General features: G+C 63.2%; 25 protein-coding genes, 1 tRNA gene and 1 other RNA gene. 7 read left to right on the top strand and 20 right to left on the bottom strand.

The window, feature by feature from the left end:
- The 11 genes from nuoF to thiE all read right to left on the bottom strand — a co-directional run bounded on the left by nuoF (position 1) and on the right by thiE (position 9,255).
- Positions 1–1,311: an NADH-quinone oxidoreductase subunit NuoF gene (gene nuoF, locus EP837_RS11760; RefSeq protein ID WP_066529333.1), complete on the bottom strand. Its 1,311-nt coding sequence runs from the start codon at positions 1,309–1,311 to the stop codon at positions 1–3.
- On the bottom strand, positions 1,308–1,991 hold the full coding sequence (gene nuoE / locus EP837_RS11755; RefSeq protein WP_066527765.1) for an NADH-quinone oxidoreductase subunit NuoE: 684 nt from the start codon (positions 1,989–1,991) through the stop codon (positions 1,308–1,310). The genes nuoF and nuoE overlap by 4 nt, the downstream gene beginning before the upstream one ends.
- Positions 1,991–3,226, bottom strand: a complete 1,236-nt coding sequence (locus tag EP837_RS11750) for an NADH-quinone oxidoreductase subunit D (protein ID WP_066527757.1) — start codon at positions 3,224–3,226, stop codon at positions 1,991–1,993. The genes nuoE and EP837_RS11750 overlap by 1 nt, the downstream gene beginning before the upstream one ends.
- Complete coding sequence (locus EP837_RS11745) at positions 3,226–4,125, bottom strand: NADH-quinone oxidoreductase subunit C (protein WP_066527754.1); 900 nt, start codon at positions 4,123–4,125, stop codon at positions 3,226–3,228. The genes EP837_RS11750 and EP837_RS11745 overlap by 1 nt, the downstream gene beginning before the upstream one ends.
- 1 nt (position 4,126) lies before the next feature.
- The gene (locus EP837_RS11740) at positions 4,127–4,681 is read right to left on the bottom strand and encodes a NuoB/complex I 20 kDa subunit family protein (protein ID WP_066527751.1); all 555 of its coding nucleotides are present in this window, start codon (positions 4,679–4,681) and stop codon (positions 4,127–4,129) included.
- On the bottom strand, positions 4,672–5,046 hold the full coding sequence (locus EP837_RS11735; protein WP_066527748.1) for an NADH-quinone oxidoreductase subunit A: 375 nt from the start codon (positions 5,044–5,046) through the stop codon (positions 4,672–4,674). Before EP837_RS11735 ends, EP837_RS11740 begins: the two co-directional genes overlap by 10 nt.
- Before the next feature lie 125 nt (positions 5,047–5,171).
- Complete coding sequence (locus tag EP837_RS11730) at positions 5,172–5,984, bottom strand: inositol monophosphatase family protein (protein WP_066529331.1); 813 nt, start codon at positions 5,982–5,984, stop codon at positions 5,172–5,174.
- A 143-nt stretch (positions 5,985–6,127) separates the two neighbouring features.
- Positions 6,128–6,691, bottom strand: coding sequence for an elongation factor P (gene efp, locus EP837_RS11725; protein ID WP_021238169.1), 564 nt, complete (start codon positions 6,689–6,691; stop codon positions 6,128–6,130).
- An 82-nt stretch (positions 6,692–6,773) separates the two neighbouring features.
- Positions 6,774–7,355: a M23 family metallopeptidase gene (locus tag EP837_RS11720; RefSeq protein ID WP_066527747.1), complete on the bottom strand. Its 582-nt coding sequence runs from the start codon at positions 7,353–7,355 to the stop codon at positions 6,774–6,776.
- The gene (locus tag EP837_RS11715) at positions 7,352–8,452 is read right to left on the bottom strand and encodes a L,D-transpeptidase family protein (RefSeq protein WP_066527745.1); all 1,101 of its coding nucleotides are present in this window, start codon (positions 8,450–8,452) and stop codon (positions 7,352–7,354) included. The genes EP837_RS11720 and EP837_RS11715 overlap by 4 nt, the downstream gene beginning before the upstream one ends.
- A 110-nt stretch (positions 8,453–8,562) precedes the next feature.
- Positions 8,563–9,255 (bottom strand): thiamine phosphate synthase, encoded by a 693-nt coding sequence (thiE, locus tag EP837_RS11710; protein WP_066527742.1) that lies wholly within the window; start codon positions 9,253–9,255, stop codon positions 8,563–8,565.
- Between the two features lie 38 nt (positions 9,256–9,293).
- Here thiE and EP837_RS11705 point away from each other — a divergent pair, with 38 nt between their 5' ends.
- Positions 9,294–10,046, top strand: a complete 753-nt coding sequence (locus EP837_RS11705; protein ID WP_225870547.1) for a DUF72 domain-containing protein — start codon at positions 9,294–9,296, stop codon at positions 10,044–10,046.
- Here EP837_RS11705 and EP837_RS11700 read toward each other — a convergent pair.
- The 5 genes from EP837_RS11700 to tkt form a co-directional block, all read right to left on the bottom strand.
- Positions 10,043–10,519, bottom strand: coding sequence for an AAC(3)-I family aminoglycoside N-acetyltransferase (locus tag EP837_RS11700; protein ID WP_066527739.1), 477 nt, complete (start codon positions 10,517–10,519; stop codon positions 10,043–10,045). The two genes, EP837_RS11705 and EP837_RS11700, sit on opposite strands and share 4 nt — an antisense overlap.
- Before the next feature lie 7 nt (positions 10,520–10,526).
- Positions 10,527–11,423 (bottom strand): fructose bisphosphate aldolase, encoded by an 897-nt coding sequence (locus tag EP837_RS11695; RefSeq protein ID WP_066527737.1) that lies wholly within the window; start codon positions 11,421–11,423, stop codon positions 10,527–10,529.
- Positions 11,424–11,517: 94 nt separating this feature from the next.
- On the bottom strand, positions 11,518–12,723 hold the full coding sequence (locus EP837_RS11690) for a phosphoglycerate kinase (RefSeq protein ID WP_197486274.1): 1,206 nt from the start codon (positions 12,721–12,723) through the stop codon (positions 11,518–11,520).
- Positions 12,724–12,861: 138 nt separating this feature from the next.
- Positions 12,862–13,872, bottom strand: coding sequence for a type I glyceraldehyde-3-phosphate dehydrogenase (gene gap / locus EP837_RS11685; RefSeq protein ID WP_066527735.1), 1,011 nt, complete (start codon positions 13,870–13,872; stop codon positions 12,862–12,864).
- A gap of 31 nt (positions 13,873–13,903) precedes the next feature.
- Positions 13,904–15,874, bottom strand: a complete 1,971-nt coding sequence (gene tkt / locus EP837_RS11680; RefSeq protein ID WP_066527733.1) for a transketolase — start codon at positions 15,872–15,874, stop codon at positions 13,904–13,906.
- A 189-nt stretch (positions 15,875–16,063) separates the two neighbouring features.
- Here tkt and EP837_RS11675 point away from each other — a divergent pair, with 189 nt between their 5' ends.
- The 5 genes from EP837_RS11675 (at position 16,064) to EP837_RS11660 (ending at position 17,676) form a co-directional block, all read left to right on the top strand.
- Positions 16,064–16,246, top strand: coding sequence for a hypothetical protein (locus EP837_RS11675; RefSeq protein WP_066529324.1), 183 nt, complete (start codon positions 16,064–16,066; stop codon positions 16,244–16,246).
- Complete coding sequence (locus EP837_RS11670) at positions 16,239–16,574, top strand: cell division protein ZapA (protein ID WP_066527724.1); 336 nt, start codon at positions 16,239–16,241, stop codon at positions 16,572–16,574. The genes EP837_RS11675 and EP837_RS11670 overlap by 8 nt, the downstream gene beginning before the upstream one ends.
- Before the next feature lie 11 nt (positions 16,575–16,585).
- Positions 16,586–16,742, top strand: a non-coding RNA gene (gene ssrS / locus EP837_RS22035) — 6S RNA.
- Positions 16,743–16,861: 119 nt separating this feature from the next.
- On the top strand, positions 16,862–17,440 hold the full coding sequence (locus EP837_RS11665) for a 5-formyltetrahydrofolate cyclo-ligase (protein WP_066529321.1): 579 nt from the start codon (positions 16,862–16,864) through the stop codon (positions 17,438–17,440).
- Entirely contained in the window at positions 17,437–17,676 is a 240-nt protein-coding gene (locus tag EP837_RS11660; RefSeq protein WP_066527722.1) for a DUF2842 domain-containing protein, read from the top strand. Before EP837_RS11665 ends, EP837_RS11660 begins: the two co-directional genes overlap by 4 nt.
- A 148-nt stretch (positions 17,677–17,824) precedes the next feature.
- Here the strand turns inward: EP837_RS11660 and EP837_RS11655 are convergent.
- Positions 17,825–17,901: transfer RNA gene (locus EP837_RS11655), tRNA-Asp, on the bottom strand.
- Between the two features lie 41 nt (positions 17,902–17,942).
- Positions 17,943–19,097 (bottom strand): AI-2E family transporter, encoded by a 1,155-nt coding sequence (locus tag EP837_RS11650; RefSeq protein WP_066529318.1) that lies wholly within the window; start codon positions 19,095–19,097, stop codon positions 17,943–17,945.
- 158 nt (positions 19,098–19,255) lie between these two features.
- On the opposite strand from EP837_RS11650, the gene EP837_RS11645 reads away from it, so the two are divergent.
- Positions 19,256–19,726, top strand: a complete 471-nt coding sequence (locus EP837_RS11645) for a DUF11 domain-containing protein (protein WP_066527719.1) — start codon at positions 19,256–19,258, stop codon at positions 19,724–19,726.
- Between the two features lie 106 nt (positions 19,727–19,832).
- On the opposite strand, the gene EP837_RS11640 is transcribed toward EP837_RS11645, so the two are convergent.
- Both EP837_RS11640 and EP837_RS11635 read right to left on the bottom strand, forming a co-directional pair.
- A complete protein-coding gene (locus EP837_RS11640; RefSeq protein WP_066527717.1) occupies positions 19,833–21,149 on the bottom strand; it encodes a dihydrolipoamide acetyltransferase family protein in 1,317 nt (438 codons plus the stop codon).
- 102 nt (positions 21,150–21,251) lie between these two features.
- A complete protein-coding gene (locus tag EP837_RS11635) occupies positions 21,252–22,256 on the bottom strand; it encodes an alpha-ketoacid dehydrogenase subunit beta (RefSeq protein ID WP_066529314.1) in 1,005 nt (334 codons plus the stop codon).
- Positions 22,257–22,333 lie beyond the last annotated feature (77 nt).

The following is a 22,333-nucleotide window of genomic DNA, read 5'->3' as shown; positions in this document are numbered from 1 at the left end:
TTACTCCGCCGCCTCCATGATGGGCGCGCCGCGTTCGTTGATCCGCCGTTCAATTTCGGGGCGGAAGTGCCTGATGAGGCCCTGTATCGGCCAGGCCGCTGCGTCGCCAAGGGCGCAGATGGTGTGGCCTTCGACCTGCTTGGTGACTTCCTGCAGCATGTCGATTTCGCTGATGTCGGCCTCGCCTGAGCGCAGGCGCTCCATCACGCGCCACATCCAGCCGGTGCCTTCGCGGCAGGGCGTGCACTGGCCGCAGCTCTCATGCTTGTAGAAGTAGGAGAGACGCGAAATGGCGCGGACGATGTCGGTCGACTTGTCCATGACGATGACGGCGGCGGTGCCAAGGCCCGAACCGACCGCTTTCAGCCCATCAAAGTCCATCGGCGCGTCCATGATCTGCGCCGCCGGAACCAGCGGCACCGACGACCCGCCGGGGATGACGGCGAGCAGATTGTCCCAACCGCCGCGAATGCCGCCGCAATGCCGGTCGATCAGCTCCTTGAAGCTGATGCCCATCGACTCTTCGACGACGCAGGGCTTGTTCACATGGCCGCTGATCTGGAAGAGTTTGGTGCCTTTGTTGTTCTCGCGGCCGAAGCTCGAAAACCACTCGGACCCACGACGCAGGATCGTCGGCGCCACCGCGATCGATTCCACATTGTTCACCGTGGTCGGGCAGCCATAAAGGCCCGCGCCCGCTGGGAAAGGCGGCTTCAGGCGCGGCTGGCCCTTCTTGCCTTCCAGGCTTTCGATCTGCGCGGTTTCCTCGCCGCAGATATAGGCGCCCGCGCCGCGATGGACGAAGACGTCGAAATCATAGCCCGAACCGCAGGCATTCTTGCCTAGGAAGCCCTTTTCATAAGCCTGCTCGACAGCGGCGAAGAGGACCTTCGCCTCATAGATGAACTCGCCGCGGATGTAGATATAGGCGGCGCGCGCGCGCATCGCGAAACCGGCGACCAGCGCGCCTTCGATCAGCTTGTGCGGATCGTGGCGGATGATCTCGCGGTCCTTGCACGACCCTGGCTCGGATTCGTCGGCGTTGATGACCAGGAAGCTCGGACGGCCATCCTTGCTTTCCTTGGGCATGAAGCTCCACTTCATGCCGGTCGGGAAGCCTGCGCCGCCACGACCGCGCAGGCCCGAAGCCTTGATGCGCTCGATGATTTCGTCCTGGCCGATTTCCAGCAGCTTCTTGGTATTATCCCAATCGCCGCGCTTGATCGCCGCGTCGATACCCCAATCCTGGAAGCCATAGACGTTGGTGAAGATGCGATCCTTGTCGCTGAGAGGCGCAATCACGTCGCTCATGCCCGCGCCTCCAGATTCCATTGGCCCCGATAATCATGATTCTCGCCGACCATTTCCTTGAGCGTGGTCGGACCGCCCTCGGGGCAGCTCGTCTGACGATCGATCTGCGGCCCGATCTTGGGCTGCTTGCCAGCGGCGAGATCGTCGAGGATCGCGCTCATGCCGTCATAGGTCAGGTCTTCGAAATTATCGTCGTTGATCTGGACCATCGGCGCGTTGGCGCAGGCCCCCAGACACTCGACCTCGGTTAAGGTGAACAAGCCGTCGGGCGTCGTACCGCCCTTCACCAGCCCCTTGTTCTTGCAAGCCGAAAACACATCGTCCGAGCCGCGAAGCATGCAGGGCGTCGTGCCGCAGACCTGCACATGATAGCGGCCGACCGGCGCAAGGTTGTACATGGTGTAGAAGGTCGCGACCTCGTAAACGCGCATGTACGGCATTTCGAGCTGGTCGGCGATATATTCCATCACCGGCACCGGCAGCCAGCCCTGGGTCTGCGTTTCCGCACCCACCTGACGCTGGGCCAGGTCGAGGAGGGGCATCACCGCCGACTGCTGACGACCTGCAGGATAGCGGGCAATGACCTTCTTCGCTTGCTCGGCATTCTCGGCCGTCCACGCAAACGCGCCCCAGCGCGCACGGGTCTCGGCCTCGTCCGGGATATGAACTGCGTCAGCCATTAGCGGTCACATTCTCCAAACACGATGTCCATGGCGCCCAGGACAGCGGTGGTATCGGCCAGCATGTGGCCCTTCATCATGAAGTCCATCGCCTGCAGGTGCGAGAAAGCGGTCGGCCGGATCTTGCAGCGATAGGGCTTGTTGGAGCCGTCCGCGACCAGATAGACGCCGAACTCGCCCTTGGGGCTTTCGGTCGCCACATAGACCTCGCCCGCCGGAACATGGAAGCCCTCGGTGTAGAGCTTGAAATGGTGGATCAGCGCTTCCATCGATCGCTTCATCTCGCCGCGCTTGGGCGGCACCACCTTGCGGTCGAAGCTGGCGATCGGCCCTTCCGGCATTTCGTTGAGGCACTGCTTCATAATCCGCGCGGACTGGCGGACCTCCTCGACGCGCACCATGAAGCGGTCGTAGCAGTCGAAATTCGTGCCGACGGGAATGTCGAAGTCCATGCGATCATAGACATCGTAGGGCTGCGACTTGCGAATGTCCCACGGGATGCCCGAACCGCGGATCATCGGGCCAGAAAAGCCCCATTTCAGCGCATCTTCCTTCGAGCAGACCGCGATATCGACATTGCGCTGCTTGAAGATGCGGTTGTCCGCGACAAGGCTGATCGCATCCTCGAACAGGCGCGGCAAACGCGTATCGAGCCAATCCGCGATATCGGTCAGCAACTTGAGCGGCACATCCTGATGCACGCCGCCCGGCCGGAAATAGGCCGAGTGCATACGCGCGCCCGAAGCGCGCTCGAAGAAATTGAGGCAATCCTCACGGATTTCGAACAGCCAAAGGTTCGGCGTCATCGCGCCGACGTCCATGACGTGCGAACCCAGGTTCAGCATATGGTTGCAGATGCGGGTCAGCTCCGCGAAGAACACGCGCAGATATTGCGCGCGCAGCGGCACTTCCAGGTTTAGCAGCTTCTCGATCGCCAGCACATAGCTATGCTCCATGCCGAGCGGCGAGCAATAATCCAGCCGGTCGAAATAGGGCAGCGCCTGGAGATAGGTCTTGTACTCGATCAGCTTCTCGGTGCCGCGATGCAGCAGCCCGACATGCGGGTCGCAGCGCTCGACGATCTCGCCGTCCAGCTCCATGACCAGACGCAGCACGCCATGCGCCGCTGGATGCTGCGGGCCGAAGTTGATCGTGTAGTTCTGGATCTCGGTATCGCCCAGCGTCGGATCGTCCGCGCTGATCTTATGCTCGAGTTCGTCGAGATAATGGGCCATCAGGCTTCACCCTCGGGAGTTTTCGGCTTGCGCGTACGCTTCGGCTTGGCCGCGTCCGCTTCACCCGTTTCGGCCTTCGCAGTGCGCGAGCGGCGCACAGGCGTGGTCTGCGCGTCATCGGCTAGCGGCTTTTCCGCGGTCGCCTTCGCGGCTTCCTTATTCGCCGGTTCGCCAGCGCCGGTGTCTTCCTTCTTCTCCGTCACCTTCGGCGTCGCAGCAGCAGGATCGCCCTTGGGCGCGGCAGGCGGCGGCGCGGGAGCAGCGGCCGGCGTCGGCGCTCCAGGCGCTTGCCCCGCCTTCTCGTCGCCGGGCAGCACATATTGCGCGCCTTCCCATGGGCTCATGAAATCGAAGCTGCGGAAGTCCTGCGCGAGGCGGACAGGCTTGTAAACGACCCGCTTGTCTTCCTCACTATACCACATCTCGACATAACCGGTCAGCGGGAAGTCCTTGCGCTGCGGATGGCCCTTGAAGCCATAGTCCGTGAGGATCCGGCGCAGGTCGGTATTACCATCGAAGATGACGCCATACATGTCGAACACCTCGCGCTCCAGCCAGCCCGCGACCGGCCAGATGTGCGTTACGGTGGGAACGGGCTTGTCCTCGTCGGTAGAGACTTTGACGCGGATACGGTGGTTCCGCGTGACGCTCAGCAGATGATAGCAGACCTCGAACCGCTCAGGCCGCTCGGGATAATCGACCCCGGCAATCTCCATCAGTTGCTGATACTGCCCCTGCGCGCGCAGCACTTCCATGGCATCAGCCAGGCGCTCGCGCACGACGGTGTAGCTCAGTTCGTCCGCATGATCGACTGCCTCGATCAGCATCGAACCCAGCAGCCCAGCGATTTCGTCCGCGATCCCCTCAGGGTTCACGATCTTCGGTGCAGAATGACCCATATCAGCGCTCAATCGTCCCGATCCGCCGGATCTTCCGCTGCAACTGCATCACGCCATAGAGCAGCGCTTCGGCAGTCGGCGGGCAGCCGGGCACATAGATGTCCACCGGCACGATCCGGTCGCAGCCACGCACGACAGAATAGCTGTAGTGATAATAGCCGCCGCCATTGGCGCAGGACCCCATGGAAATCACATATTTCGGTTCCGACATCTGGTCGTAAACCTTGCGCAACGCCGGAGCCATCTTGTTGCAGAGCGTGCCCGCGACGATCATCACGTCCGACTGACGCGGGGACGCACGCGGCGCGGCGCCAAACCGCTCCATGTCATAACGCGGCATGTTGGCGTGGATCATCTCCACCGCACAACAGGCAAGGCCAAAGGTCATCCACCACAGCGAACCCGTGCGTGCCCACTGGAACAAATCCTCGGTCGATGTGACGAGGAAACCCTTGTCACTGACCTCACTGTTCAGCGCGTTGAAGAAATGCTGGTCGGGCTGCGTTCCCGCCGGCGGCAAGGTGCCGGGGACGGGACGGTCAAGTTCTACTCCCAATCGAGGGCTCCCTTCTTCCACGCATAGACGAGGCCGAGCACCAGCTCCGCTATGAAGATCATCATCGTCGTCCAGCCAGCCCAGCCGATCTGGTCGAGGCTGACAGCCCAGGGGAAGAGGAATGCCGCTTCCAGGTCGAAGATGATGAACAGGATCGCGACCAGGTAGAAGCGCACGTCGAACTGGCTGCGCGGCTCCTCGAACGCGGGAAAGCCGCACTCATATTCCGACAGCTTGGCCGGGTCGGGCTTATGCGCTCCGGTCAGGCGGCCAACCAGCATCGGCAGGAACACAAATGCCGCAGAAAGCAGCAATGCGATCCCTAGGAAAATCAGGATCGGCAGATATTGGGCTAGATCGACCAACGGAATCCCCTGGGCGAAAATGAATATGGGCGCGCTTTAGGCCCGCTGCCTAGGCGAAGCAAGGCCCACAAGGCGTGAGAATGATTCGCAAATAGCCCGCATTTGAACAAGGCGACAATTGCGCGTCAGCGCAGCGCCCCGGCGACGAGCTTGTGCAGCTTGCTGTGGATCGCATCATTGCCAGCAATGATTTCCCGGCGTTCGATCGGCTGGTCGCCACCCCGGAAGTCAGTGACGAAACCGCCCGCCTCGCGCACCAGCAAAATGCCCGCGGCAACGTCCCAGGGCTGGAGCCCGCTTTCCCAAAAGCCGTCATAGCGCCCAGAGGCGACATGGGCGAGGTCCAGCGTCGCAGCGCCGAAGCGGCGGATGCCCGCAACGGAAGGGCCCACCGCGCCGAACACGCGCGTCCATTGCGCAAAGTCGCCATGCCCCATGAACGGGATACCCGTTGCGATCAGGCACTCGCCCAGATCGCGACGCGCCGACACACGCAGCCGCTGGTCGTGCCGCCACGCGCCCCGGCTCTTTTCCGCCCAATAGCTTTCATCGGTGACAGGCTGATAGACGAGGCCGGTGGTGATTTCCTTTTTGCCACCATAAAGCGGCTCTTCCACGGCGATCGAGATCGCGAAGTGCGGAATGCCGTGCAGGAAATTGGTCGTTCCATCCAGCGGATCGATGATCCATCGGGGCTTGTTGGGATCGCCCTCGATGACGCCCCCTTCTTCCAGCAGGAAGCCCCAGTCCGGGCGTGCCTTGCGCAGTTCCTCGACCAGTGTCTGCTCGCACTGCTTGTCCGCCTTGGACACGAAGTCCGCCGGTCCCTTGCGGGAAACCTGCAGATGCTCCACTTCGCCGAAGTCACGGCGCAGCTTGGAGCCCGCCTTGCGGACGGCGCGCTCCATGACGGTGAGAAGGCCGGAATGGCTGACCATTTTCTTTTCTCCCCCCTCCCGCATGCGGGAGAGGCCGGGGTGGGTTGCCGCGCAAGCGGCGCAAATAAATGAGGGGTCCGAAGCTCGCTACGCTCGCCAGCCACCCCCTTCCCCTCCCGCAGACGGAAGGGGTGAATGTCGGATCAGTCCGCCCGCTTCACATATTCCCGCTCATAAACGTCAACGACAATACGGGTTCCCGTGACGATGTGCGGCGGCACCATGACGCGCACGCCATTGTCCAGGATCGCCGGCTTATAGCTCGCCGAAGCGGTCTGCCCCTTCACCACGGCATCAGCTTCGACCACGGTCGCCTCGACCGTTTCGGGCAACTGCACGCTGATGGGACGTTCCTCATACATTTCCAGCATGACCATCATGCCGTCCTGCAGGAACGCCGAAGCCTCTCCCACTAGATCCTGTGGCAGGTTGATCTGCTCATAGGTCTCGGTATCCATGAAGACGAGCATGTCGCCCTCGGCATAGAGATATTGAAAGTCCTTGGTGTCGAGGCGGATGCGCTCGACCGTCTCGGCCGACCGAAAGCGCACATTGTTCTTGCGCCCGTCGATCAGGTTCTTGAGTTCCACCTGCATATAGGCGCCGCCCTTGCCGGGCTGCGTGTGCTGGATCTTGACGGCGCGCCACAGGCTTCCGTCATATTCGATGTTGTTGCCGGGACGAATCTCGACGCCGCTGATCTTCATGGGAAGAGCCTGCCTATATGTCTGAAGGTGAAAAGAGCCGGTTGGCGCCTCTACATCGTGCCGTGGCGAAGGGCAAGTAGGCTCATCGGAGCGGCCGCGCTAGCAGCGGATAGGGATTGATCGCTCGGCCGCCGTACCATGGCTCCCCTGGCGCCATGTCATGCACCGCGAAATGCAGGTGAGGGGCGACGGGATTGGCATTGCCGCTACTGCCTACGGTTGCGATCTTCTGCCCGCGCCGCACCCCTTGCCCCTCGGCCAGGCCCGGCACATAAGCGTCGAGATGCGCATAATAATAGATGCGCTTTCCATTGCGGGATCGCTGATAGATGGTCAGCCCACCCTCCTCGCTCGAAAAAAGCTTCTCGATCCGCCCGTCAGCCACCGCCAGCACAGCCCTGCCCCGCGCCGCCATGATGTCGATCGCGTCATGCGGCCGCGCTCCGCCAGCGCGCGATTGGGTGAATGTGTCCGTCAGCGCACTTGGCGGCACGCCTTCGACGGGGATGAGCAAGGGCCCCGTCTCGGCGGCAGCGGGCCGTTCGAAATTCTGTCGCCGCGGCCCATCGCCAGGTAGGATCCGCACGCACATTTTCAGGAACAGGACCAGCAGCAGGATGGCGAGCGCAATTCCCGCCCACCCCCGCCGGCCCGGCCGCCTCATGCCTGGAACACTGCCTTAACCCCGCTCTTCACCATCTGAGCCAGCCGTGCAGCGTCCCAATTGGTCAAGCGGATGCAGCCATGGCTTTCCGTCCGGCCGATGGTCTGCGGTTCTGGGGTGCCGTGGATGCCATAATGCTGCTTGGACAGGTCGATCCAGACAACGCCGACCGGGCCATTGGGGCCGGGCTTCAGCACCGCTTTCTGGTCCTTTGCATCGGCATCCCAGAACAGGTCGGGATTATAATGGAAGTCCGGATTGCGGCTTATCCCCTTGATCTCCCATGTCCCAATCGGCAGCGGATCATGTTCTGACCCCATCGTCGCGGGGAATTGCGCGATCAAACCATTTTGCGCGTCGAACACCCGCAGCACCCCATCGCTCTTATCGACCACGATATGATCGGCCTGCGGCTGGTCCTTGGCGACCGCCAGGCTGGCGAGCGTGTTGCCCCAACCGCGTTCGTCCCCTTCGATCCTGGCGACCGGCTGATTACCAACCGCAGGCACGCGCATGGTCGCGCCCGGCCCCAGCTTCGTACTCGGCGAGTTGAGCGCTACCAGCACCTCCGGCTTCGTATGGAACCGTTCGGCAAGCTTTTCGATGAGGTTGCGGTAGCCAAGCGCTGGTAGCTTCGCCTGCTCACCCAGATCCTTGGGGACATTGGAAAACGGCCCCCGCGCGAAGCCCTCGGGTATCTTCACCAGCCAGGTCGCAGGCGGCGGGCGGTCGCCCATCAGCGCCTTAGCGGTAGCTTCGTCATATTTCCCTGTTTCGGGAAGTCCCTTCGCCTCCTGAAACCCCAGGAGCGCTGCTGTGAAGGACATGCCTTCCTTCCCGTCCAGCACGCCCGGCGAAAAACCCGCTCGGTCGAGCGCCACCTGCGCCTGCAATATCGAGTCCGCGCGGGCGGGCGCGCCGGTCGGCTCAGGCACGATGGCGAAGGCGAAAGGATCGGCTGCAGGCTGCGCCGCTGCCGCGCTTTGCCCCCCGCTCTGCTCAGTGCCTGAGGGCGCACGGCGGCTCTCATCGGCGTCTGTAACGGAAACTTTGCAGGCCGTGCACAGCAGCGCGAAGATCAGCAGATGGTTTTTCAAGGCGATACTCTCCCGATTGTGAGGGAGAAAACGCGCGACGGCTGGGAAAGCTGCCTTTGGCCCACCCGCCCCGTTTATTCGAGCGCAGGCGGGAAACGATGCAGTGCGGTTCAGCTCGCGCCAAGAATCCCTGCAAAAGCCCGAACCCCCGCCTCCGGCCCGTCAGCATGTCCCCACACCGCGCTGCTCACCGCCAGAAAATCCGCCCCAGCAGCCACCAGGGGGGCCGCATTCTCGGCCGTAATCCCGCCAATCGCCACGCAGGGCAGTTCGAACAAGGTGGTCCACCAACTCAGGATCGACGGTTCAGGCCGATGCAGCGTCTCTTTGGTCGTCGTCGGATAAAAAGCCCCAAAGGCCACATAGTCCGCTCCCGCCTCCCCAGCTTCCATCGCCAGATGGCGGCTGTCATGGCAGGTCACTCCGATCTGCACTCGCGGACCCAACAGCTTGCGCGCCTCACGCGGATCGCCATCGCTTTGCCCCAGATGCACGCCGTCCGCCCCCAGCCGCTGGGCGAGCGCGACGCTGTCGTTGATGATGAACGCCACATCTCGCTCCGCGCACAACTTCTGCACCGGCTCGGCCGCGCGCGCGATGGCGTCTTCGTCGATGCCCTTCAGCCGCAACTGAAAGGCCGCGACCTCCCCGCCATCAAATGCCTGCGCCAGCCGCGCGGTGAAACCGTCGTCGATTGCGGGAGGAGAAATCAGATAAAGCTGGCACGGCGGCCTGAAACCCCGTTCGAATTTATCCGCAAAGCTTGGGTCGAGGCGCAGTTCATCATCAGTGAAGTCGGTCATGCCGCTGCCTTAGCGCTTTTCCGCGCCCGAGGAAAAGTATGGAACCGGCCCTGCGCCCTGCGGCTTGTCCCGCCATGATCAGGATCGGCTGCTCAGGATGGAATTATCGCCACTGGCGCGGCCGCTTCTATCCTGAAAAGCTTCCCGTAAAGCGCTGGTTCGCTTTTTACGCCGAACATTTCGATACGGTGGAAATCAACAACAGCTTCTACCGCCTGCCCAAACCCCCGACTGTCGAAGCCTGGCGCGATCAGGCCCCACCCGGCTTTTGCTATGCCGTCAAAGCCAACCGCTACCTCACCCAGGCACTAAAGCTCACACATTGCGAGGAGCCGATGGAGCGGATGGTGGCGGCCTTCCACCATTTCGGCCCCACGCTCGGCCCTATCCTCTACCAGCTGCCGCCGACCCTAGCGCTCAACCTCGACCGCTTGGAAAGCTTCCTCGTCCTTCAGCCGCGCGACATCGTCCCGGTCTTCGAATTTCGCCATCCAAGCTGGTATGCAGACAGCGTCTATCAGTTGCTCGATCGCCACGGCGCCAGCTTTTGCGTCCATGACATGCCAGGTTCCGTCAGTCCGCGCTTGGCCACTGGTCCCGCCGCTTATGTCCGCTTTCACGGCGGCCAAGGCAAATATTGGGGCCGTTATCCGGAAGCCCAGCTGCGCGATTGGGCGGACTGGATGAAGGAACAAGCCCGCCAAAGGCGCACCGTCTGGGCCTATTTCAACAATGACATCAATGCCGACGCCATCGAAGATGCGCGGACGCTCAGGGCGATGATCGGCTAGGCCCGCGGTGCTATGTCGAAATGCAGCACATCCTCGCGCTTGCCCAACTTCGTGTATAGCGCGACCGCCGGTTCATCCTCCAGGTCAGCCTGTACATAAACGACCCACGCGCCTGCGTCGACAGCGACGGGCCGCAGGGCATCGATTAGCGCCGTCGCGATTCCCTGCCGCCGCCGGTCGGCCGCCACGGCAAGGTCGTAAATATAGATCTCGCTGCGCTGCTGCTCGAACTTACGCAGCTCATAGGCGGCCAGCGCACCGACGACCCTCTCCCCTTCCAGAGCCGCCAGCGCGATGAAGCGGGGATCGTCCAGCAGGTCAGCCAGATAGGCATCGGACGGCGGCAGAGCGGCATAGGAGCCAGCATCGTCGAAAACGTCGGCGAACAGCGCGTTCACCGCCCGCATCGTCGCAATGCCGCGCCCCGAAAGGCGGATGACGGCGGCTCCGGAACTGCTTCTTGCCGCCGTCATCGCCCGGTCACGCCGCCTTGTTGGTCGAGGCGGTGTAGATTTCGTCGATCGCCTGTCCCAGCGAGCCGTTGAATTCGTCATCGCTCATCTGGTGGCGCAGATCGTTCAGCAGCGCGCGGCTGAAGCTGGCGATGATGCCCCGGTTCTTGGCCAGCTCGACACAGGCTTCCGCGCGCGAGAAACCGCCCGACAGCGCCACGACGCGCAGCACCCGCGGATGATCGACCAGCGGTTCGAACAGGCCGGGCTTGGTCGGCAGCGACAGCTTCAGCATCACCTTGTCGTCGCCCGGCAGCGCATCGAGCGCCTTCACCAGTTCCTCCAGCAGGATCTGGTCGGCATCGGCCCGTTCGGGGCTCTTGATGTTCACTTCGGGTTCGATCATCGGCACCAGCCCGGCAGCAAGAACCTGCTGCCCGACTTCGAACTGCTGCTTCACGACGGCGGCAATGCCCTCGCGGTTGGCGAGATTGATAACCGAACGCTCCTTGGTCCCGAACACGCCCAGCGCCTTGGCGCGCTTCAGCAGACCGTCCAGTTCCGGCATCGGCTTCATCAGCTGCACGCCGTTCGCCTCGTCCTCCAGGCCCTTGTCGATCTTGATGAAGGGCACCACGCCACGCTCGATCAGTGCCTGCGGCACCGACTTGCCGCCCGCTTCGCCATCCATCGTCCGCTCGAACAGGATCGCGCCGATCACCTTTTCACCGGTGAAGCAGGGCGAAGTGATGATGCGGCTCCGCATGTCGTGGATCAGGCCGAACATCTCCTCGTCATTGGTCCAGGCGCCCTCTTCGATGCCATAGCCCTTCAGCGCCTTGGGCGTCGATCCGCCGCTCTGGTCGAGCGCGGCGATGAATCCGTTGCCGGCCGCAATCTTGTTCTTCATATCTTGATCCAGCATCTGCACATACCTTCTCTGTAGGGTTGCGCCACCCCATCGGCGGCTTCTAAAAAATGAAGAAGGCCGCCATCCATATGGACGGCGGCCCCGAAGTTCACACCATCAATGCGCTGACCCCGGGCAGGTCCTTGCCTTCCATCCATTCGAGGAAAGCGCCGCCTGCGGTCGATACAAAGGTAAAGTCGCCCGCAACGCCCGCATGATTGAGCGCCGCGACAGTATCGCCGCCGCCAGCCACCGACGTCAGGCCGCCTTCTTTGGTGAGCGCCGCCGCCGTCTTTGCCAACGCCACCGTCGCCTTGTCGAACGGAGCAATCTCGAACGCGCCAAGCGGCCCGTTCCACACCAGCGTGCGGCAGTTCTTGAGCGCATCGCCCAGCGCTTCGACAGCCGCAGGCCCTACGTCCAGGATCATCTCGTCAGCCGCGACCTCATGCACGTTGCAGGTCCGCACTGACGGCGGGTTCGCCGCGAACTCCTTCGCGACCACCACGTCATAGGGCAGGTGAATGGTGCACCCCGCAGCTTCGGCCGCGTCGAAAATCGCCTCGGCCGTGTTTGCCAGATCCTTCTCGCACAGCGACTTACCGACATCGACGCCGCGTGCGTGGAGAAAGGTATTGGCCATGCCGCCACCGATGATCAGATGATCGACCTTTGCGACCAGATTGTTGAGCACATCGAGCTTGGTCGAAACCTTCGCTCCGCCGACCACCGCCGCGACCGGCTTCACCGGCTCGCCGAGCGCCGCCTGTAGCGCGTCCAGCTCCTTTTCCATCGAACGGCCCGCAAAAGCAGGCAGCTTGTGCGCCAGCCCCTCGGTCGAGGCATGGGCACGGTGCGCTGCGGAAAAAGCATCGTTCACATAGAAATCGCCGATCGCCGCCATGGCTTCCGCCAGCGCCGGGTCATTCTTCTCCTCGCCGGGATGGAAGCGGGTATTTTCCAGGATCGAAATATCACCCGGCCGCATCACCGCGATACCGTCCACCGCAGCTTGCCCGCAGCAGTCGGGAATGAACTGCACGTCGCGGCCCAGCACCGCCGTCAGCGGGCGGGTGATCTTGGACAGCGAATATTCCGGATTCTTCTGTCCCTTGGGACGACCGAAATGCGCGAGGATCAGCACCTTGGCGCCACGATCCGCCAGTTCCAGGATCGTGGGCATCGCCGCGCGCAAGCGGGTGTCGTCGCTTACCGATCCATCCTGCATCGGCACGTTCAAATCTTCGCGCACCAGCACGCACTTGCCGCTGATGTCGCCCATATCGTCAAGCGTCTTGAAGGGTTTGGCCACCATGATGCTCCCAGCCACCCCTCCCGTCATCCCAGCGCAAGCTGGGATCTCATGCGTCGGGCGGGACATAAGTATAAAACGAGATCCCAGCTTGCGCTGGGATGACGAAAAAGGGGCGAGCCAATGCCCGCCCCTTTTCTCTTACAGCAGACCCGCAACCACGCCGGTCGTGTCGACCATGCGGTTGGAGAAGCCCCATTCATTGTCGTACCAGCTGAGCACGCGCACCAGCTTGCCGTCGATCACGGCCGTTTCCAGGCTATCGACGGTCGAACTGGCCGGATCGCCGTTGAAGTCGATCGAAACCAGCGGCTCGTCGGTATAGGCCAGAACGCCCTTCAGCGGACCGGCTTCCGAAGCGGCCTTCAGCAGCTTGTTCACTTCCTCGACGCTGGTGTCGCGCTTGGGCGTGAAGGTCAGATCGACGACCGAGACGTTCGGGGTCGGCACGCGGATCGCCGAACCATCGAGCTTGCCCTTCAGTTCAGGCAGCACTTCGCCGACCGCACGGGCCGCGCCGGTGGTAGTCGGGATCATCGACATGGCGGCCGCGCGCGAACGGCGGGCGTCGCTGTGGATCTGGTCGAGGATCTTCTGGTCGTTGGTGTAGCTGTGGATCGTGGTCATCAGGCCACGCTCGATGCCGATGCTGTCGTTCAGCACCTTGGCGAGCGGCGCCAGGCAGTTGGTGGTGCACGAAGCGTTGGAAATGACGATGTCGTCGGCGGTCAGCGTCTCATGGTTGACGCCGAACACGACCGTCTTGTCCACGCCCTTGGCCGGCGCCGAGATGACAACGCGCTTGGCGCCAGCTTCCAGATGCTTCGACGCCGATTCACGGTCGGCGAAGAAGCCGGTGCACTCCAGCGCGATTTCGACGCCCTGCGCCGCGTGCGGCAGCTTGGCGGGATCACGTTCGGCGGTGACGGCGATGCGCTTGCCGTTGATGACGATCGCGTCGCCATCGACCTTCACCTCACCGGCGAAAGGACCATGGACGCTGTCGCGCTTGAACAGCAGGGCGTTCGCCTTGGCATCGCCCAGGTCGTTGATGCTCACCAGCTCCAGATCATGGTCGTTGCGCTCCAAAATGGCGCGCGCCACCAGGCGGCCGATACGTCCGAAACCGTTAATTGCTACCTTCGTTGCCACTGCACTAGCCTCCTGATTGGGTAAATTATTCTTAATGATCCAGAGCGGCCGCAACCTGCGGCGCGATCTTCGCGGCCGTCAGGCCGAAATGCTCATAAAGCGCTTCTGCCGGTGCCGAAGCACCGAAGGTGTCGATGCCGAAACGCAGGCCAGCAATGCCGACATAGCGTTCCCAGCCAAAGGTCGTGCCCGCCTCAATAGAAACGCGCAGCACATGGTGGGGAAGGAGATCCTCCTTATACGCCTGCGGCTGCGCATCGAAATGCGCCCAGCTCGGCATGGAAACGACATCCGCGCCGATACCCTGCTGTTCCAGCATATCGGCGGTCGCCACGGCAATCTCGACCTCGGAACCGGTGGCGATCAACACCACCTTGCGATCCGCACTGGCGGCGCGCAGGCGATAGGCGCCCTTGGCGCACAGATTCTCGCTCGTCTTCTCAGTGCGCAACTGGGCCAGATTCTGGCGGGTCAAAGCCAGCACCGAAGGACCCTCCTTGTCCTTGAGCGCCAGTTCCCAGCACTCCGCCGTCTCGACAATGTCGGCCGGACGATAGACGTCGAGGTTCGGGATCATGCGCAGCGACATAACATGTTCGATCGGCTGGTGGGTCGGGCCATCTTCGCCAAGGCCGATGGAATCATGCGTCAGCACATGGATGGCGCGGGTCTGCTGGAGAGCCGCAAGGCGGATGCCGCCCCGCATATAGTCGGAAAAGACCAGGAAAGTGCCGCCATAGGGGATGACGCCGCCATGCAGCGCCATGCCGTTCATGGCGCAGGCCATGCCGAACTCGCGAATGCCATAATAGACATAGCGGCCGGAATAATCGTCCTTTGTGAGCGGGCCGGTGCTCTTGGTCTTGGTGTTGTTGGAGCCGGTAAGGTCCGCCGAACCGCCCAGCGTTTCGGGCAGCAGGTCGTTGATCGCGCCCAGCGCCAGTTCGCTCGCCTTGCGGGTCGCGACCTTCTGCGGATTGGCGATCAGCGTGTCGATATAGTTGGACAGCGAGAAGTCAGCGGGCAGCTCGCCCGCCATGCGGCGCTCAAACTCGGCCTTCTGGCCATTGTTTGCCCGACGGCCTTCCCACGCCGTACGAACTTCCGCGCCACGCGCACCGATGCGGCGCCATTCGGCGGCAATATCCTCGGGGATGACGAAAGGCTCAGCGGCCCAGCCCAGAAATTCGCGCGCGGCCGCGACTTCCGCCTCGCCCAGCGCCGAACCGTGAACGCCCGAAGTGCCCGCCTTGTTGGGCGCGCCATAGCCAATCTTGGTGGCGCAGGCGACCAGCGACGGGCGCGGATCAGCCAGCGCCTCATCGATAGCGCGTCGCACATCGGCGACGTCATGACCGTCGCACGACACGACATGCCAGCCGGTCGCGGCATAGCGCGCGCGGACATCCTCGCTGCTCGACAGATCGACCGATCCATCGATGGTGATCTTGTTATCGTCCCACAGCACGATCAAGCGGCCAAGGTTCAGGTGGCCAGCAAGGCCGATCGCCTCATGGTTGATGCCTTCCATCAGGCATCCGTCGCCCGCGATCACCCATGTGCGGTGATCGACCAGATCGTCGCCAAAGCTGGCGTTCAGGTGACGCTCGGCAATCGCCATGCCCACCGCGGTGGCCAGGCCCGAACCCAGCGGCCCGGTGGTCGCCTCGACGCCCGCCAGCTCGAAATTTTCAGGGTGTCCGGCGCAGGGGCTGCCCAGCTGGCGGAAATTACGGATATCCTCGATCGTCGGACGCGCATAGCCGGTGAGGTGCAGCAGGCTGTAGATCAGCATCGACCCGTGACCGGCGGACAGCACGAAACGGTCGCGATCGGCCCATTTAGGCTGGCTCGCGTCGAACTTCACATAGTCCTTGAACAGCACCGTCGCGACGTCCGCCATGCCCATCGGCATGCCCGGATGGCCGCTGTTCGCCGCCTGCACTGCGTCCATGGAAAGCGCCCTGATGGCGCTGGCGAGCGACTTTTCGGAAACGGTCATCTTAGGCTGGCGTCTTTCCTGCTGCAAAGCGGCCCCCTGCTGAGCCGGCGAATCGAAATCGGGTCCCCTTTGTCGCGTTGCACCCAAGGCGTCAACCATGGCAGGCCCTCAGGCTGCGCCAAGCCGTCCAATGACGGCTTTTGCAAGGCGAAAACTTTGTTTATGCGTGGGTCTATGGCAAGCAACCGCATGATGCAGGCGATCGGCACGCTGGAGCGCGCGATCAGCCGGCTCGAACAAGATGTGGACGGCCTCGTTTCCGCGAGCCCCTCCCCTCTTTCCTCCCCCGGCATCGACCCCGCCGCCGCCCGCGCCGCGCTCCGTTCACTGGACGAACTCATCGCCGACCTGAAGGGACAGGCGCATGGCTGAAACCACGCTCCAGATCGCCGGACGCCATTATCCCCTCCGCTGCCGCGACGGCGAAGAGGCCCATCTCGCTCATCTCGCCAGCCTGATCGAGCGCAAGGCCCGCCTCGCCCAGCAGAACACGCCCGGCCTTACCGAAGTGCGCACCCTCCTCTTCGCCGCGCTGTTCCTCGCCGACGAACTCAACGACCTGAAGCGTGAGGCGATCGGGCGCCAGCAACAACTCGCCCTTGACGATGAGGACGAAGCCGCCGCCCGCGCCGTCGAGGCGCTCGCCGCCCGCATAGAAAAGCTCAGCGACAGGCTTGCCGCGCAGGGGCCGGACGCCTAGATAAGAAGCGACGGGTACTGCCTGGTACGAGCTTTAGCGAACATCCCTGAGGCGATAATCACATCCACGGGGGCTGTCCCTGGGCGGGTCCAGGCCCGATCTACATGGTTCCCACCTGACGTTGAGGCGTCAGAGGATATTCCAGCAAACGGCCGAGGCGGTCCCGTCACCCTTCTCCGCGGCCACCCGCTCCCACCTCCGTTCGTTTCGAGCGGAGCCTGTGCTGAGTTTATCGAAGGGTCGAGAAACGGGTTTCCAGTCCTCGCCCTCGGGTCTAAATGCGCCTCATGAGCGACGATCCCGGCAAGACCACCCTGCGCACCCTCGCCCGCGAGCGCCGCCGCGCCTTTCTCACCTCGCTCGACCCGCTCGCCCACCGCCTGGCGTTCAAGGCCATCCCCTCGCCCCTCGCCCGCCGCCTTACAGGTGCCCAAACCGTCGCGCTCTACATGGGGCTGGACGATGAAGCCCCCGCCCAGCGCCTCGCCCCGCAACTCGCAGCCATGGGCAAGACCCTCGCCCTCCCCCGCGTCATCGACCGCCTGGGCAGCATGGACTTCCTGACCTGGACGCCGGAGGACCAGCTCTTCCCCGGCCTCTACGGCACTCACCATCCCGAACCCAGCGGCCCGGCGGTAACGCCCGACGTCATCATCGCCCCGCTGCTCGGCTTCGACCGCGCGATGAATCGCCTGGGACAAGGCGGCGGCTATTATGACCGCACCTTCGCGCGCTATCCGGACGCACTGCGCATCGGCCTCGCCTGGTCGGTGCAGGAGCATGACGCGCTGCCCGCCGACCCGTGGGACCTGCCGCTCGACATCATCCTCACCGAAATCGAACTGATCGAAAGACCCGAAGCGTGAACCGCCAGCCCGCCCCCTACGAACCCAGCTGGCGCAAGCCCGTGGGCATGTTCATCATCCTCGGGCTGATCGCGCTCTGGGCTGTTCTGATCGGCAGCCTGTCGGGCCTTATCGGCCGCCTGCCGATGATCGCGCAGGTGCCGGTCTATCTGTTCCTCGGTCTGATCTGGATCTGGGTCCTGCCGCTGAAGCGCCTGCTCGCCTGGATGGAAACCGGCCGCTGGCGGCGTGGCTGAGCGGTTCTCAACGTCATGCCAGCGTAGGCTGGCATCTCAGGCGATAACGCACGGCGCACCCTCACAAGATGCCAGCTTGCGCTGGCATGAAGACTATCAAATTTCTGAGAAATCCGGTCCTTCAGGACCATCCACTCTTCCAAAAGAGTGGCGCGAGTGACGGGGCTCGAACCCGCGACCTCCGGCGTGACAGGCCGGCGCTCTAACCAACTGAGCTACACCCGCGTTCGGTGTGGGCGGGCATCTATGCGGGTGCGCCGGACCTGTCAACCGGCTCTTTCACCACTTTCTTCTTTCTCGTCATTTTCTTGTGGCAGAGCGACCGTGAGCGTCCCGCGCTCGAACAGGAAACCCGCGATATCCGGGGTTCCGGCAGCCGCCACGACGGTCTGGATGATGATCAGCAACGGCACGCCCAGCAGCGCGCCCGGCGTCCCCCACACCCATCCCCAAAAGGTCAGCGACACAAGAATCAGCAGCGGATTCATCGTCAGCCGCCGTCCCAGCACCATCGGTGTGATGACATTGGCCTCCACCAGGTGAAAGCCGATCTGCGTGGCGGCGGGCAGCAGCGCCCACCACACATCGTCAAATACCATGAGCCCGCCCAGCGCCAGCAGCGCCGCCGCCAGCATCGGCCCGAAATAGGGTACGAAATTCAGCAGAGCGACAATGCCGCCCCACATCAAGGGCGACGGCATGCCGATCAGCCATAACGCCAGCGCCACCGCCAGCCCCAGGCAGAGGTTGATCGTCGCGATGGTCAGCACATAGGCCGATGTCGCATCGACCACATTCTGGATCACCCGCGCGACAGCCATAGCCCCGTCGAAGCTGCCCCGGCTGTTGATCGTCCGCCGCCGCAGCCCCGTCCAGCCAGCCAGGAAAAAATAGATGATGAGCAGCGCGAACACCATCTGGATGATCGCCGATGGCGCGGAGGTCGCCGCAAACTGCAGCAGCGATCGCGGCGCATCCACAGCCGCCGTCTGCGCGGCGGCCACCGGCCCCGTCGCCAGCATCTGCACGGTTTCATCCACGAACCGCTGGAGCTGCGAATAAAAGTCGATCAGCGGGGCAAGGTTGTTCTGAATCTTGGGCAATCGCTCGGGCAGCAGGCGGAACCAATCTGCCGCAGGCACCACGATCAGCACCAGCGCGGTATTGGCGACCAACAGGAACGCGACCACCGCCATCAGCGCCGCCAATGCCGAAGGCACCCGCCGCCGCTCCATCCATTCCAGGAACGGCACCAACGCGATGGCGATCACCAATGCAGCCGTCAGCGGCAGGAAGAACTCCGCCCCTTCCCGCAAGGCGAATGGCAGCGCGAGGATCAACCCCACTCCGGTGGTCAGCGCGATGGAAGCGAGCAGCCGGTCGCGCCGCCGATTGATCTCCTGCTGGTCATGGGGTGTCACTGAATGATCAAATCCTGCCGCCTGCAGCATTTGTGTACGGCCTGCTGCGGCGCGTCAAATTATTCCACCCCTTTGCGCCATAGCAAACAGCTGATTAACCAAATCTTCGCCGCTTGGCCCCTAAACCCACCGGCAAACAGCAAGGGGCTTGAGCAGGGATGATGCGGAATTTGGCGTTGGCCGGCATGGCAGCATGGGCGATGGCAGCCCCAGCGGCGGTGGCAAAACCAGACCTGCGCACGCAAACACAGATGTTCGTCGAACGCGTCCATACCGACATCAACGGCCGCCCCCGCCGCATTCTCGCCAGCGCCAGCCGCGCTGAACCGGGCGACCAACTCGTCTTCGTCGTCAATTGGCGCAATGAAGGTCGCGAACCGGTGCAAGGCATCGCCCTGACCAACCCCATTCCCCGAGGCACCCTCCTCACCGCGCCCGATCCTTCGATGCAGGTCTCGGTCGATGGCGGCCAACGTTGGGGCCGCCTTGAAGAGCTGTGGCTTCCAACCCCGCTCGGCGGCACGCGCAGGGCTGTGCCCGCAGACATCACTCATGTCCGCTGGACCATGCCGACCCGCCTTTCTCCAGGCGAAACCGCGCGTCTGAGCTATCGCGCGACGATGCGCTAGTTAAGCGCGTCACCCAGCGCAAGCTGGGGTTTCCGGCCAGATTGCGCCCCCCCCCCCCCACCGAGATGCCCCCTTCCGCTGGCATGACGAAATTTGCTCGCCAATCCTAATCCGCAAACAACAAAACCGGCGTCTCCAGCAACCGCTTCACCGCCTGAACAAAGCTCGCCGCATCCCATCCATCCACCACCCGATGGTCGCAACTGATGGAAAGGTTCATGAGCTTCGCAGGCACCACCTCCCGCCCCCGGAACACCGGCCGCTCGACCACCCGGTTGGGCCCGATGATCGCCACCTCCGGCCGGTTGATCACCGGCGTCGTCGCCACCCCGCCCAGCGGCCCTAGAGACGTCAGCGTCAAGGTCGACCCCGAAAGCTCCTCCGCTTTCGCCTTGCCCGATCGCGCAGCCTCCGCCAGCCGCCTTATCTCGGCTGCCAGCTGCCAGATATTCATGTCCTGCGCGTCCCGGATCACCGGCACCATCAACCCGGCATCGGTCTGCGTCGCTATCCCAAGATGCACCGCGCCAAAGCGTGTCACCACGCCCGCCTCATCATCATAACGGGCGTTCAGCATAGGAAAGTCGGGCAGCGCGCGGCAAATCGCCACGATCAGCAACGGCAGCATGGTCAGCTTCGGCCGCTCGCCCCGTTCCCCATTTAACTGCGCGCGCACCCGCTCCAGTTCGGTGACGTCGATCTCCTCCACATAGGAAAAATGCGGAATATGCCGCTTCGACGCCGCCATATTTTCCGCGATCCGGCGACGCAGGCCGATGACCTTGACCGTCTCATCCGCCCGCCGCACGCGTGGGTTCGCGGGCCGGTAGCCCTGCCCCGCACCATAGAGCAGGAAAGCGTCCAGATCTGAATGCCGGATATGATCGCCGCTCGCTTTCACCTGGCGCAGATCGATCCCCAAATCCTTCGCCCGCGCACGAACGGCAGGCGAGGCAAGCACCCGTGCCCCTGATCCTGAACCGTCAGGACCGTTCCCATCCCCGTTCCCGTTCGGGCCGAGCTTGTCGATGCCCCCTTCTTCCTCTTCAGAAGGCCCTTCGACGGCCTCAGGGCGAACGGAGGATGACATGATCCCATTCAGCGGAGCAGCTTCGACCTCTCCCGTTCCCGGCGCCTCAGCCTCGATAACCGCTTGGGAAGGCGGCGCGTTCTCGCTCTCCCCTTCAACCTCGATCTCCACCAGCATCGCCCCGATCGCGACCTGCTCGCCCGCCTCTCCGGCCAGCCGCTTCACGACGCCGGCCACCGGGCTTTCCATCTCCACCGTCGCCTTGTCGGTCATCATATCGGCGATCGGCTGGTCTTCCTCGACCCGGTCGCCGACCTTCACATGCCAGCCGACAATCTCCGCCTCGGAAATGCCTTCGCCAATATCGGGCAGCCTGAACGTGAACAGCGGCATCGGAAAAACTCCGTTCGTGTCGAGCGAAGTCGAGACGCCCGTAGGGCTGCCCTTTCCGTTTCTCGACTTCGCTCGAAACGAACGGAAGGGGAGACGAAGGCCCTACTCCCTCATGATCTTGTTGATCGCTTCGCGTATCCGCACCGGCCCCGGAAAATAGGCCCATTCCAGGCTATGCGGATAGGGCGTGTCAAACCCCGTCACCCGCTCGACCGGCGCTTCCAGATGATAAAAGCACCGCTCCTGCACCAGTGCGGACAGTTCCGCGCCATAACCGCTTGTCCGCGTCGCTTCGTGCACGATCATGCAGCGCCCGGTCTTCTTCACCGACCGCTCCACGGCTTCGATATCCAAGGGCACCAACGTGCGCAGGTCGATGATCTCCGCATCCACGCCCATCTCGATCACCATACTCTCGACCACATGCTCCATCGTGCCGTAGCAGAGGATGGTCAGCGCCTCCCCCGCCCGCACCGTGCGCGCGCGCCCCAGCGGAACCCGGTAATAGCCTTCGGGCACCATCGCGCCCGGATGCCCGGCCCAGCTTTTCGACGGCCGGTCATAATGGCCGTCGAATGGCCCATTATAAATGCGCTTGGGCTCGAAGAAGATCACCGGATCATTATCCTCGATCGCCGCGATCAAAAGCCCCTTTGCGTCATAAGGCGTCGAAGGAATGACCGTCTTCACCCCCGACACATGGGTGAATATCCCCTCGGGCGACTGGCTATGCGTCTGCCCGCCAAAGATACCCCCGCCGAAGGGCGAGCGCACCGTCATCGGCGAGATAAACTCCCCCGCCGACCGGTAGCGCAGCCGCGCCGCTTCGCTCACCAACTGGTCGAGCGCGGGGTAGATATAGTCGGCAAACTGTATCTCCGGCACCGGCCGCAGCCCATAGGCACCCATGCCAATCGCCACGCCGATGATCCCGATTTCGGTAATCGGCGTGTCGAACACCCGGTTCTTGCCATATTTCTTCTGCAGCCCCGCGGTCGCACGAAACACACCGCCAAAAAAGCCGACATCCTCCCCCATCACGACCACCTCGGGGTCGCGCTCCATCATGACGTCCAGCGCGCTGTTGATCGCCTGGATCATGCTCATCTGGCGGGTTTCGGTAGCTGCCTCGGTCATGCCAGGGCGCCCCCCATTATTGCCCCTTCAGGGGAGAGGAAGCTTGC

The organism is Sphingobium sp. EP60837, assembly GCF_001658005.1.
Classification (GTDB): Bacteria; Pseudomonadota; Alphaproteobacteria; order Sphingomonadales; family Sphingomonadaceae; genus Sphingobium; species Sphingobium tyrosinilyticum.
This window is presented reverse-complemented; position numbering and strand designations above follow the sequence as displayed.